The organism is Brevibacillus sp. Leaf182, assembly GCF_001423865.2.
Classification (GTDB): domain Bacteria; phylum Bacillota; class Bacilli; order Brevibacillales; family Brevibacillaceae; genus Brevibacillus; species Brevibacillus brevis_C.
On the sequence record NZ_LMPN02000037.1, the window covers coordinates 93,688 to 107,501 of the forward strand.

Annotated in this window: 6 protein-coding genes; all 6 read right to left on the minus strand. The window is 48.1% G+C overall.

Translation table 11 applies throughout. The features are described from left to right. The 6 genes from ASG16_RS27975 to ASG16_RS31425 all read right to left on the minus strand — a co-directional run bounded on the left by ASG16_RS27975 (position 1) and on the right by ASG16_RS31425 (position 13,812). Positions 1 to 1,185 carry a DegT/DnrJ/EryC1/StrS family aminotransferase gene (locus ASG16_RS27975; protein ID WP_056487422.1) on the minus strand — a complete coding sequence of 395 codons (1,185 nt, stop codon included), beginning with the start codon at positions 1,183 to 1,185 and terminating at the stop codon, positions 1 to 3. Next, positions 1,182 to 2,123, minus strand: coding sequence for an ROK family protein (locus ASG16_RS27980; RefSeq protein ID WP_056487424.1), 942 nt, complete (start codon positions 2,121 to 2,123; stop codon positions 1,182 to 1,184). The genes ASG16_RS27975 and ASG16_RS27980 overlap by 4 nt, the downstream gene beginning before the upstream one ends. Continuing rightward, complete coding sequence (locus tag ASG16_RS27985) at positions 2,120 to 3,223, minus strand: Gfo/Idh/MocA family protein (RefSeq protein ID WP_056487427.1); 1,104 nt, start codon at positions 3,221 to 3,223, stop codon at positions 2,120 to 2,122. The genes ASG16_RS27980 and ASG16_RS27985 overlap by 4 nt, the downstream gene beginning before the upstream one ends. 106 nt (positions 3,224 to 3,329) lie before the next feature. Beyond that, positions 3,330 to 4,412 (minus strand): hypothetical protein, encoded by a 1,083-nt coding sequence (locus ASG16_RS27990; protein WP_056487430.1) that lies wholly within the window; start codon positions 4,410 to 4,412, stop codon positions 3,330 to 3,332. A gap of 23 nt (positions 4,413 to 4,435) precedes the next feature. Next, positions 4,436 to 9,133, minus strand: a complete 4,698-nt coding sequence (locus tag ASG16_RS27995) for a type I polyketide synthase (protein ID WP_056487432.1) — start codon at positions 9,131 to 9,133, stop codon at positions 4,436 to 4,438. Further along, the gene (locus ASG16_RS31425) at positions 9,133 to 13,812 is read right to left on the minus strand and encodes a type I polyketide synthase (protein WP_056487435.1); all 4,680 of its coding nucleotides are present in this window, start codon (positions 13,810 to 13,812) and stop codon (positions 9,133 to 9,135) included. Before ASG16_RS31425 ends, ASG16_RS27995 begins: the two co-directional genes overlap by 1 nt. Between the last annotated feature and the right edge of the window lie 2 nt (positions 13,813 to 13,814).

A 13,814-nucleotide genomic window follows, 5' to 3' on the forward strand; every position in this document is an offset into this window, starting at 1 on the left:
CTATGATATCTTTGCTTCTGCGCCGGCTTGCAGTTCCTTAACAGTTTGGGCGATACCCTTTACTGATTCTGCATCACCCAACAGTGCGCGATGATGAATCCAGATCACTTCTTCCGCTACTTTTTTAGAAACAGGGCAGTTCAACTGATTAGGGAAAGTATAGGTATCCCCCAGACTGGCGACGAATTCTTTGAAGATTGGCGTATCGTGAATCTGCGTATATGCAATAAAGGCTGGAATGCCTTGCTCGTTCAGCATTTCAACAAACCGCTCTCTCTGGATCCCGCCGAATTTTAGAGGATTGTAGTAGAACATGTACATGTAGTGCGTATGAATCGTACACTCTTCTTGACGGCTTTGCGGAATGATTCCTTCGATCTTTTTCATTTCCTCATCAAGAATGTGAGCATTGCGCTCGCGAAGCTCGTTTTGTTCAGTGAGACGGGAGGTTTGCGGCAACAAGACAGCTGCTTGGAACTCTGAAAGCCGATAATTGGAGCCTTCGACAAGGTGCTGATATTTCTTATCTCCAAAAGGTCGGCCGACATTGTGATACAGAAAAGCCTGTTCATACAGATCCTGTGACTTGGTGGTCAGCGCGCCGCCTTCCCCTGCCGTCATCAATTTAAACTGCTGAAAGCTGAAAACCCCAGCATCTCCTATGCTACCTGCTCGTTTTCCCTTCCATTCTCCACCGTGTGCATGGCAAGCGTCTTCGATAATAAACAGGTGAAACTCATCAGCAATCTGCTGGAGTAGGTCCATATCGCACATATGTCCTGCCATATGCACCGGAATCATCCCTACTGTACGACTAGTCACAGCTTCCCGAACTTTTTCGGGATCGAGGCAGAAAGTACCGGGATCGACGTCCACGGGGACAGGAATTGCCCCAAGGCTCATTACAGGCAATGCGGTCGAGATAAAGGTAAAGGCGGGAACAATCACTTCATCCCCCGGTTTTACTCCCAAGCTCGACATAAGCAACTGGATCGCGTGTGTACCGTTTGTAACGGCCAAAGCATGCTTCGTTTGATGCATCTCGGCGAATACTCGTTCAAATTCTTTTACTTTAGTGCCAGACATGCGCCACCACTGATGACTGCGTAAGGCTTCCAACAATTCTTTTTCTTCGCTTTCATTCGCCATCGGCCAGCTTGGGAATCTTTCTGTCAGGTTACTCATTTGCGAACACCTTCCAATTCTTCGATTTTTCCAAACATTCGTAAACCGTAAGCAATACCGCCCCAAAGCGCCGCATCCTCTCCCAGGGCGGAAAGTTTTACGCTGACATTCCGTTGCGGCAGAGTCCCCAGGAAATCTTGAATGTGTTTCTCAAGGGATCGATAATGGTCAGGGAATCTGCTAGCCATGCCGCCTCCCACGACCACCACTTCGGGGTCAAAGAGACGTATAGCGTTTGCAATACCAATAGCCAGCATTCGAAGGGAATCGGTTACAATCCACTGGGCAGTTTCATTTCCTTGAGAGGCTAAATGAAACACTTCGCTCGCTCTCGTAATAGACAGTCCTTTGGATTGAGCTGTTCGTTCAATCGCTCTGCCAGATGCGTGCATTTGCAAGCAGCCGATACCTCCGCAAGGACAGCGCTCTCCCCAAGGATCAACCGTTATATGGCCCAACTCGCCGCTTGCTCCTCTTGCCCCCGTATACAAATTTCCCTGTAAGACCAGCGAGCTGCCGATTCCGGTCCCAACTACTACATACAGGAGTTGTTGAACCGAGTGATCGAGTCCAAATGCGTATTCTCCCAAGGCTCCAAGATTGGCATCATCAAACAGCACGATAGGCTTGCCCACCAAGGCTGCGAACGTATCACGAAAAGCAAAGCCATTCCATTCGGGACGATTCGGCCAGGTGACAATCGTTCCTGAGGCATCATGCAACGCAGCGAGTCCAGCTACAATACCGCGGATTTCTCTTTGCGCCAGCTCTTCCCAATTACTGATTACACCAGCCATTTGCGAAATCGCTTGAAGCGGACCCGTGTCCTTATCCAAATCGATCCTCATGGATTCCATCATCGTTGCACTCTCGAGATCAACAAGAGCCATTCTTACTGTGGAGCCTCCAAGATCAATCGTAACGAGGCATTCTCTCATGTGACAACAAGTCCTTTACGAGCAGATTGATAGAGAAGCTGGATGAGCTGAACGACTTTTTCCCCGTCCCTTACCGAGATGCCTGGTTGACTTTTTTCTCTGATACACGCCACAAGATGATCAGCTTGGCGCTTAAAAGCAAGGAGCGGATCTGGTTTCGTAGGGAAAGGTATATACTGCGCTTCTTGACCAGCTTGAGTGAACAGCAGATGGGGCTGCTTGTACAATCCCTGATCGCTAAAGCCGAACAGGGTGCGTAAAGTCAGGCTTCCCCGCTCGCCTTTCAGATGAATCTCCACAAAATCCCCGTCTACATCATCTTGCCAACTTACATGAAGCTTGCCGAGCACGCCGTTGGCAAACTGAATCATGCCTACTGCAGTATCTTCCACCTCAACCTTTTCTGATTCAAAACTGCCCAGCCAATTGCTATACCCCTCCTGAGTGGAAACAGGGCGAGAATAAATACTCGCCAGGCAAGCAACTGGCTCATCGGCTTCTGTCAAATAAAGCAACTGGTCAATCATATGGCTGCCCAGATCAATAAGGACCCCGCCTCCGGAAAGTTGTTTTTGGGTAAACCAGCTACCTGGACGGGGTATTCCTTTCTTTCGACGCCAACTGACTTCACAGATTTGAATCTTGCCGATCTGTCCAGACCGAATTCTTGACCGCAACTCTTGAATATCGTCACGGTAACGATTCACGAACCCCATCAACAAAACAGTTCCGGTTCCCTGTGCAATGTGGCGCAGAGCTACAGCGTCTTCTGCTGTCGTCGTCATCGGCTTTTCACATAAGACATGGATTCCTCTATCCAAGAAAAATTTCGTCAATTCGAAATGAGTATGATTGGGGGTACATAAAATCACCGCATCCAAAGGAACTTGTCCGATCTCACTAAGACTGGAACACGCCATTGCGCCTGTTTGTTTCGCCAAACGGCCAGCGCGAGTTGCATCTGTATCGTAAATCGCTTGAACTGACACGTTATCCATCGACATAAAGCTGGGGAGATGTGCGTATTCTGCGATCCAACCCGCTCCAATAATCCCTATGGAAATCTGACTCTTTTGGGCCAAAGCATTCATCCTTTTCATTTGTCGTATGTTCCTGCTCTTGACTCATTCGGTTCTAGGAAACATTTACCCTTCACGTTTTTTCATTTTTATCAAATTTTACCATATCTCTACTTGGTACTATGGATTATGTCAACAGTTCAAGCGTGAAGGAAGTCACCCTTTTTTCTTTTTCGCACATACCCATAAGTAGTTCTCGTAATGACTCCATTTCGCTCTGGTGCGATTGGTTGGCACCCCTACTGTAACTGGACTTGTAATATAGTTTAATGAGCGTGTTTCCATATAGTTCCCAATCATGACACAGTTTTTTATATTCGCTGGTCAACCGGTCGAATGCAGTCTCATTCACCCAGTCATTTTTATACAGAATCAGAGGCAAATGAATGGTAGATTTCCGAAAGAAATACGGATTTTTGATCGCCACGGCCTTACGCTGAAAATTCGGAAGGGATATCCCTAGCAATCTTTGATCGATGCTATCTGCAAATCGCTTGATGGCTGACAGTCCATACTCTGTATAGATTGGTGAATTTTCCGAATGTATCCCCTTGATTTGGGTGCGTTCTTCCAGAAGGAGAGAATGGAGATTCCCTTTTATCAGCTCTTTTGTACATCTGGAAAAAAATTGTTGCTCTTCTTGCTCTTTGATTCGCGTCGCTAAGAGAGACGGGGCCTGTGCAGATGCAAAGGCCCGATCAAAACAATCGTAGGGAAGCATGTATTTCTCCATTTTACTTGGCTGCATGCAATCCTCGATCAAAAGATATGATTTCGTCTCTTCGTTGTAACCATAAAGAAAAGCAGGGTGAACGATATGCTGTTTTTCCGAGTCTACACCGGAGGGATAATAAAAGCGGTCCAAATCCACAAATACATAGTAGCCGTTTCGTAAAAATTCCTTGATGGCGGGATGACCACTTTCTTCTTTTGCGAAGGAATAGGTTTGGAAATCCAAAACGGAAGAAAGATCTAACACGCGAACAACATCTAGCAGCAGCATTCCTTCTTCTTGTGCTTGACTTTTGTTTTCCGTCGCTTTATCCCTATCGTCTTCTTCCAGCGAATGTAACTGATACTTTGTTTCTGCTAAGCATGGGGTAAACTCAAAATTTTTATCGTGATTCATCAGGATCGAGATCAAATTGTTATTGACGCAATTTATCCATGTTCCATTAAAGGGCTCCACCGGGAGCGAAAACGCTTCCAACGATCTACACCTCCACGCTTATCCTAGACCGGCTCACTCATCTCTCTGATGAACTGGTCCGCTTCGTCCGCTGTTATTTTTCCTTGCTCCAAATCATTCATGATTTGTTCAATCGTCATGTTCCGTTTTACCGGAGTAGCTCGTTTTCTCTCAAGATAGCCAGCCATATCATGTACGGTCGGATAGGAGAAAATATCGGAGATCATAAACACACCAGGATAGGCTGCATCCAATTCCTTTTGGAGCCTGACCGCAAGCAGTGAATTTCCGCCCAAATCTTCGAAGTTGGCAAAGATGCTGATCTCCTCAAGACCGAGCACTTTTGCCAAGATGAGCGCGATTTCCTGATCCCACTTCGTTATCCCCTGATGATCAGCTTCTTTTATGATCGCCGTTTCTCGGATAGACGAGTGTTCGAGTGTGATACTACTGCCAAGTGCGCGATCGATTGCCTTCTCGATACTCTCCGCCAGCACATAATCTTTTGCCAAGCTGTGTCCAATCGTTTCCTTTGAGAGTTTTGGCTTCAATTGACCGACGATGACCTGGCAAAGGTCTGCTTCCAAAAGCTCTGTGAAGATCGCCGCTCCCTGACTTGGCGAGATGCTCTCGAAAAGGTTGTACTGATTGTCTGTATCGTACGCTTGACCCATTCCAACATCCCGCCACAGAGGCCAATTGATGGTAAGCGCTTTTCTCCCTGTTTGACGCATATAGGCCGCATACAGATCCATGTAACTGTTCGCCGCCACGTAATCACTTTGACCGATACCGCCAGTCAGCGTATGCATGCTGGAAAACATCACAAAAAAATCGAGATTGTCTTCCCGTGTGATTCGCTCCAATATCCAGGTGCCCCTCACCTTCGCTGCCATAACGTCCCGGATGCGGCTCTCTGGCTTGCGCACGAGCAATCCTTCCCCTGCTACCCCTGCACAATGGATCACGCCATGGATGGCTCCGAACTCTTTGCGAATTTTCTCAATCACTTGACGCATCTGGTCCTCTTGGCTAATATCTGCTGAATGAATCTGCACGATCGCGCCGTTTTTCTCCATCTCGTGGATAGAGGCGATCTGTTGGATCCTTCTCTGATCTTCCCCCTTAGATACGATGTCTGCCCACATGTCTCGCACAGGCAATCCTTGCCGACTGATCAGGTGGATTTTCGCAGGACTCAAACGACTAATCTGTTTGCCGATTTCCAAACCCAATCCTCCGGTCCCACCCGTAATCACATATACGCCGCCTGCTTTGACAATTGGCTTCTCGCCTGTGGCTGCCAACGTCGTTTCCTTTAATCGCTCCACATACCGCTTGTTGTTGCGATAGGCAACTTGGTACGGGGCATCTGTGACCGCAAATTCTTCGATAATCAATTTCGGATCGGTATAAGCATCGATATCAATGAACCGGATACGTACATGAGGGAATTCTTCTCGTGCTACTTTGCCAAGGCCCAGCAAGCACCCATGCTCTGGGTGCAGGGGCATCTCGTCTCCCGTTACTCGGTTGCCCTGATCGCACACGAGGATGATTTCTAACTCTTCACTAGCAGAATGAGCAAAGAGACTGTCTAGCAAGTAATACAGACTGGAAAAACCTCTTTCCTCCGCCTTGCTGAGTCCGTCAACATCCTGAATCTCCGTTTCCGTCATGCTCATCAAATGGATAATTTTCTTAATCTTTTTCGCCTGCCATTGCGGCCACAAGCAATGATAGTCTTCACGATCCTTGGCTTGTGTGTAAGCGATCTCGCTCAGTTCTCCATAAATGTCGCGTAGATGCTCCTGAAGTCGCTCGGCAATCTCTCCCTCCCCTTTGAACACTGCCACGGCCTCGTCAAGCACAGTCTGCTGCTTTTCACGGGAGGAAGATGGTGCCTCCTGGAGAATCCAATCCTTTTCGTAATAGCTCGCCCTGGTTATCTGGCCATTTACCTGCTTGATGGTATATCCAACAATTTCAGCGAGTACCTCTCCATCGGCATTCAAAATATCGATGTCAAAAGTTGCTGTTTGGTTTCCTTCGCCTTGCGCGCGCCTTTTTACATAACTGTAAATAGCAGGAGGGATAGGGGCGTGAACCCGAATCTCCTGATAGTAAAAAGGCAGATACAGAAGGTCATCCATGCTGCGTATCGCGATATTGACTGCATTGTCCATCATAGCTGGATGATAGTGGTAGTGAGCCGTTTCTTCACGATAGGCATCTGCGAGTTGGATCGCAACCAAACATTCCGTGGCTCCTATTCGAAGTCCTTTGATATTGTTCCAGTGTGGTCCTGTCGTAATAAAGCCACCGCTCGGCTGCAGGTCAGTTGTGTTGGAAGCAAACGTACTTTGCAAGGCCAGCAGGTCTACGCGTTTTTGCTCCTGCGTGGAACGGCACAGTTTACCCTCCGCATGCTTGCGCCAGGAGCCATCTGCCTGATCCTTACTGGCGATATAGAAGTGATTTTCGTCGCCCTCTTTTTTTACCGTGATTTGCAGTTCATGGCTCTCCTCTTCCTGAAGCGAAAAGGGCTGCAAAAAGGCGAGGTCCTTGATGACAGTGAGACCGCCTTGTTGTCTGCCAACTTCGAGCAGCATCTCAATATACGCTGTGCCGGGCAAGACATACTCGCTACCCACCATGTGCTCGTGGAAGACCCAGTCTGTTGTAACGGAAAAGGCTGTCGTATACACCGTCTGCTCGATAGTGTCGCAAGTATATCCGCGAAGCAGGGGGTGTCCTAACGTTTGTGGAGCGGTCTGTCGATATCCTTGATTGCTGCTTTCTACCCAGCAACGAGTTTTATGAAACGGATAGACGGGGAGACTTAGTCGATTGCACATGGACGGGTCGTATAATCGCTTCCATTCAATAGCCGCTCCCAAAACATATAGCTCACCCAAAGAGAGATAGAAGGACATTTCTTTTCCCCGGGTAGCCTTAGAAGTGAGCAAGTCTCTAGCTTGCAAGGACAGCTCTTGCTTTTCTCGTTCTGTCCATTTCTTCTTCAGCTCGTGCGGATGATCGGCAGATGATCCTCTGCTGACAACCACTTCGTGAATCTGGTACAATACCTGCTCACCAGAGGCAAGACCATGTCTCTTCAGATATTCCAGCTTGCTGAGCAGATCGTCGTAACCTGTGAAGATGATCATCAATCGATGGTTGTAATGGCCGCGTCCCGTGCTCGCTGTGTAGCACAGGTCCTGCAAATCAATTTGCTTGTTCCTGTATAAATAAGCGACATAGTCTGCCACCAGTTTGGATAGTACCTGCTCATCTTTTCCAGATAGCGGAAGCAAATAGAGAGAGGGCTCGTCCTTTTTCGTGTATAGCTGAACTTCTGGAGCCTCCCCTACTACCATGTGACAATTGGTTCCGCTAAAGCCAAATGAACTGATACCCGCGATTCGCGGTCCCCCCGAAGTTGTCCAATCCCGGAGACGATCATTCACATAGACGGGTGAAGCAAAGAAATCAATAAAAGGATTCGCCTCCAGAAAGTTGATGCTCGCCGGAATTTTGCGGTGGCGCATAGCCAGCAACACTTTTAGCAAGGATGCTAGCCCTGATGCGCCGACCGTATGTCCGATGTTCGTCTTAACCGTTCCAATGGCACAAAACTGCTTTTTCTTTGTATAGCGGGAAAAAGCTTTGACAAGACCATCAATCTCAATCGAATCTCCCAATTGGGTTCCTGTTCCATGCGCTTCGATGTAGGTAATCGCTTCGGCATCGATGCCCGCCTCCTGCCATGCTCGACAAATGACTTCTTCCTGCGCACGAGCATTCGGTGCCGTGATCCCGTCTGATGTTCCATCATTGTTTACTGCGCTTCCCTTAATCACGCCGTAGATTTGGTCTCGATCCCGAATTGCATGCTGAAGAGGCTTGAGGATGACGGCACCCACCCCTTCTCCCCAAACTGTTCCATTCGCCTGTTTGTCAAATGTGCGGATCAGATAATCTTCCGACTCGACTAGACCAAGCATCGGATTTTTGATTGGGCTGTAATTAATGTGAATCCCACCTGCGATCGCCATGTCGCAAACGCCCGATAGAATGGCTCGGCACGCTTCATGGACGGCAACCAGTCCGGACGAGCATGAAGTATCGATGACAAGGCTTGGACCCTTTAAATTAAACCAATAGGAAATTCGACTAGACAGAATGGCTGACCACGTGCCAGATAGCAACAAAGGATCTTTTTCCGCCGCATTGTCTCGATACCATTGTCCCCAGGTATGATCCGTACCGATATATACACCAGTATTCGTTCCGCTGATGTCTTTGTAATAGTACCCTGCGTCTTCCAGGGCTTGATAGGAAGTTTCCAACATCAACCTTTGCATCGGGTCCATGAATTTTGCTTCGACAGGAGAGATTTGGAAAAAAGCAGGGTCAAACTGATCAATGCGATCCAGATACCCGCCCTTAAAGAACCATTGATTTTTTTCCGCTTGCCCCAATAGACGTTCATCGATACAATCCCGAACGCGTGAATCGGGAAACTCATCGATGCAATTTTGCTGATGCTTCAGTTGCTCCCAAAAGTGAGCCAGGTCCTCTCCTTTCGGAAATTTGCCTGCCATGCCGACAATGGCAATTTCTTTGTCGATCATCGGCTCTGTAAGCTTCTGACACTGCTCCAATAGCGTTGCTGCATCTGTCGGATTCATTTTTTTGGTAGCGACTAGTTCAAAAATAAGTTTTTCTACTGCCGTCATTACACACCTCCTCCCTTATTTTTGTAGGCATCAAGTGCTTCGTGCACGGATATTTCTTGACTGGCTAATCGCTGCAACAAATCCAGTGTCGTTGCTGCACTGACAGTGCTGCCATTGAGTTGCTGGTGCTTTTTCTCTATGTAATCCGCCATTTCCGAGATCGTTGAATAGGTGAACACATCTGAGATATTCAAGATCGGTCCGTATTTTTCTTCCAAGAGCCTGAATAGATAGACAGCCAGGATAGAATTGCCTCCCAGACTATTAAATTTGGCAGAAAGGCGAATTTCTTTGACACCGAGAACTTGTGCCCAAATCATGGCGACTTCTCTTTCTGTAGCGGACAAGGCAGATTCATCTTTATCCAAGATGTGTAGATGTTCTTTCTGAGCAGGACGATCCGCTTTTTCCTCTTGCGGAGATTCCAACTGCGTTCGTAAAAAGCTCGCTAACTGGTCGCTTAACACATAATCATGCCCCAAGCTGTGTCCAATGGCTTCCTTGGTGAGTCGGCGTTTCAGTTGACCGACAATCACCTGATTTTGGTCTGCATGCAAAAGCTCTGTGAAAATCGTTGCTCCCTGTCTTGGCGCAAGGCTCTCGAACGGGCTATGCCGATTGTCCACCTCGTACGCTTTCCCCATTCCAACGTCTCGCCACAGTGGCCAGTTGATGGTAAGAGACTTTCTGCCTCTTAGACGCATGGAGGCTGCATACATGTCCAAGTAACTGTTTGCCGCCACATAATCGCTCTGTCCAGCGCCGCCTGTCACCGTGTTCATGCTGGAAAACATCACAAAGAAATCAAGGTCGTCATCTTCTGTAAGCTGATCCAATATCCATGTGCCTCTCACTTTGGCCGCCATGACTTCCCGGATGCGGCTTTCTGGCTTGCGAACGAGCAGTCCTTCTCCCGCCACTCCCGCACAATGGATCACTCCGTGGATAGCTCCAGAATCAGAGCGGATTTTTTCGATCACTTGGCGCATCTGACTCTCTTGACTGATATCTGCTGCATGAATCTGAACACTCGCGCCGTTACTCTCCATTTCGCGGATGGCAGCAATCTGCTCAATTTGTCTTTGCTCTCCTCCGTGGGTTACGATGTCCTCCCACATCTCTCGGACTGGCAATCCTTGTCGGCTGATCAGGTGGATGTTTACCTGATTTAGACGGCTGAGCTGCTTGCCGATTTCCAGGCCTAATCCCCCGGTCCCGCCAGTAATCATATACACACCGTCAGATTTAATAACGGGTTCTTCGCTTGTTACTTCCAGCGTCGTTTCCTTTAATCGTTCCACATATCGCTTGTTGTTGCGGTAGGCTACTTGATACGGCGCATCTGCTACAGCAAACTCTTCGACGATCAAATTTGGATCGGTATATGCATCGATATCGATAAAACGGATACGGACATGAGGGAATTCTTCTCGCCCTACTTTACCAAGGCCCAGCAAGCACCCATGTTCGGGACGGAGGGTCGTTTCGTCCCCCGTAACACGATTGCCATGATCGCACACGAGGATGATTTCCAGCTCTTCACCAGAAGAATGAACAAAGAGACTGTCAAGCAAGTAATACAGACTGTAAAAGCCCCTTTCTTCCGCTTCGTTGAGTCCCCCTATATCCTGAATCTCCGTGTCCGACATGCTCATGAAATGGATGACTTTTTTTATTTTTTTCGCCTGCCATTGCGACCACAAGCGGTGATAGTCCTCACGATCCTTGACTTGGCCAATTGCATCCCCGTAGGCGACTTCAACGATTTCTTCATAAACATTGCTCAGACACTTCCGAAGCCGCTCGGCAAGCTCTCCTTTTCCTCTAAACACTGCCACTGTCTCGCCAGAAGCGGCTTGCTGCTTTTCATCGGATGGGGTTGGGGCTTCCTTGCAAATCCAATCCTTTTCGTAATAGCTCGCTGTAGTCATCTGGGCATTTACCTGCTTAATGGTATACCCTTCGATTTCAACGAGCACCTCGCCATCGGGATTCAATATGTCGATGTCAAATGTTGCCGTTTGGTTTCCTTCCCCTTGTGCTCGCCTTTTCACATAGCTGTAAATGTCAGGTGGTATAGGGGCATAGACCCGAATCTCCTGATAGTAAAAAGGCAGATACAAATGAGCATCGATGCTCCGTATCGCAATATTGGCGGCATTGTCCAGCATGGCCGGATGATAGTGGAAATGAGCCGTTTCTTCGCGATAGGAATCTGCGAGTTGAATGGAAACTAGACATTCCGTCTCGCCCGTTTGCAGCTCCTTCATGTTGTTCCAGCGTGCTCCTGTCGTAATATAGCCCCCGCTCGATTCCACATCGGTTGTGCTGGGAGCCGCATGGAACGTCCTTTGCAGAGCAGACAGGTCTAAGCGCTTTTGCTCACGCGTCGAGCGGCACAGTTTTCCTTCCGCATGCTGGCGCCAGGAGCCATCTGTTTGATCCTTGCTAGCGATAGAGAAGTGATTTTCGTCGCCTTCTTTTTTCATCGTGATTTTCAGTTCATGACTCTCAGATTGTTGAAGTGAAAAAGGCTGCAAAAAAGCAAGGTCCTTGATGACAGTGAACTCGCCTTGTTGTCTTCCTACCTCTAGCAGCATCTCGATGTACGCCGTGCCAGGCAAGACATATTCGTTTCCGACCATGTGCTCATTCAGGACCCAGTCATCTTTGACTGACAATCCGACTACATAAGTAACTTGATCAGAAGTATTTTCACTCAAACTTGTGAGTAGTGGATGCTGGGACTTCGGTGAGCTTAGTAGCTTGTTATCCGCATAATCCTCCTGATTAATCCAGCAACGAATTTTCTGAAACGGATAAACCGGCAAACTTAATCGGTTGCACGAAGCCCCGTCAAATAAACGCTCCCAATGGATTGCGGCCCCCGCTACGTATAGCTCACCCAAGGACAGATAGGAAGACAAATCTTTATCTGAAGCGTCGTGAACCGCTGCTGTAACGTTGCCACTCTCCCCTTCATGAACCTGGTACAACACCTGCTCCCCCGATGCAAGGCCGTGTCTTTTCAGATGCTCCAATTTACGGATCAGATCGTTGTGATCTGTAAAAATGATCGCCAATCGGTGGCTGTAATGACCGCGTCCCGTGCTCGCCGTGTAGCAAAGGTCCTCTAGATCAACTTGATGGTTTTGGTATAAATAAGCGGTATATTCCGCAACTAGCCTCGTTAGCACCTGTTCTTCCTTGGCAGATAACGGTAGCAAATAGAGTGACGCTCCGTTTTTTTGCTTAAAAGGTGCGGGCGGGGCCTCTTGCAATACCATGTGGCAATTGGTCCCGCTTAATCCGAATGAACTGATGCCAGCCGTTCGGGGTCCTCCAGAAGGCGTCCACTCTCGTAGCTGGTCGTTCACATAGACAGCCGACGAGCTAAAATCTATATTTTTATTCGGCTTTTTAAAATGGAGAGAAGGGAACAGCTTTTGGCTTTTCATGGAATAGATGACTTTTACTAAACCGGCAATCCCGGCCGCATGATCGAGATGACCAATATTGGTCTTAATGGAACCGATGGCGCAAAACTGTTTTTTCTTTGTATAGCGGGAAAAAGCACGTGTAATTCCCTCTATTTCGATCGGATCGCCTAGCCTCGTTCCCGTTCCATGAGCTTCGATATAGGTGATGTTCTCAGGGTCGATTCCAGCATCTTCCCATGCCTGGCAGATGACTTCCTCCTGCGCTTGGGAATTGGGGGCGGTGATGCCGATCGAATTGCCGTCCTGGTTGATTGCGCTGCCTTTGATGATGGCATGTATATGGTCCCGGTCCTCTAAAGCTTTTTTCAGCGGCTTTAGTAAAACGACACCCATTCCCTCGCCTTTTCCGGTTCCATTGGAGCTCTCATCGAATGTTTTGGTTCTCTCGTCAGATGATTCAATTCCGATTTTTACATGCTCGTGGCTTTTCAGCGGGAACAGATTCAGCTTGATTCCCCCTGCCAACGCCAAGTCACAAGACCCTTCGATGAGTTGGCGGCAAGCAAAATGAATCGCGACAAGAGAGGAAGAGCACGCCGTGTCGATGGCGATGGCTGGCCCCTTCAAATCCAACAGGTAAGAAATCCGGCTGGCGATAATGGATTGGATATTGCCAGGAATAGCGATGCCCATAGCTTCCGGTGCTAGGAGCTGAATCCCCCTCTTATACACTTCACCAAAATCCGTGCTATAGCCAATAAATACACCTGTCTTGCTTCCTGCTAACTTCAAGCCTCCGTAGCCAGCTTCTTCGATTGCTTCCCAAGCCAATTGCAAAAACAAGCGTTGATTCGGGTCCATTAAGCTGGCTTCTCGTGGGGATATCTGGAAAAAACCAGGATCAAATTGATCAATCTCTGACAAATATCCCACGCGGTCAAAACGTGCTTTTTCTTTTTCAACCTGAAGCATCGGGAGAAAAAGGGCGGCATTTTCTCTCCGGTTTGCCGGAATATCCTGGATGGAGTCTATGCCCAAGTGGAGAAGCTTTTCCATCCCGGAAACATTGTCAGCATGGCCTAACCGAGACGCGATTCCCACAATGGCAATATCTTTTTCTACTTCCTTCTGCTGATCCTGTCGCAAATAATGAATGAGGTGGGCGGCAATGTTTTTATCTAACTGGCCAGAGCCGACATGCTTCAGGATATAGGAGTACATCTCTTCTTTTTTTGCCATAA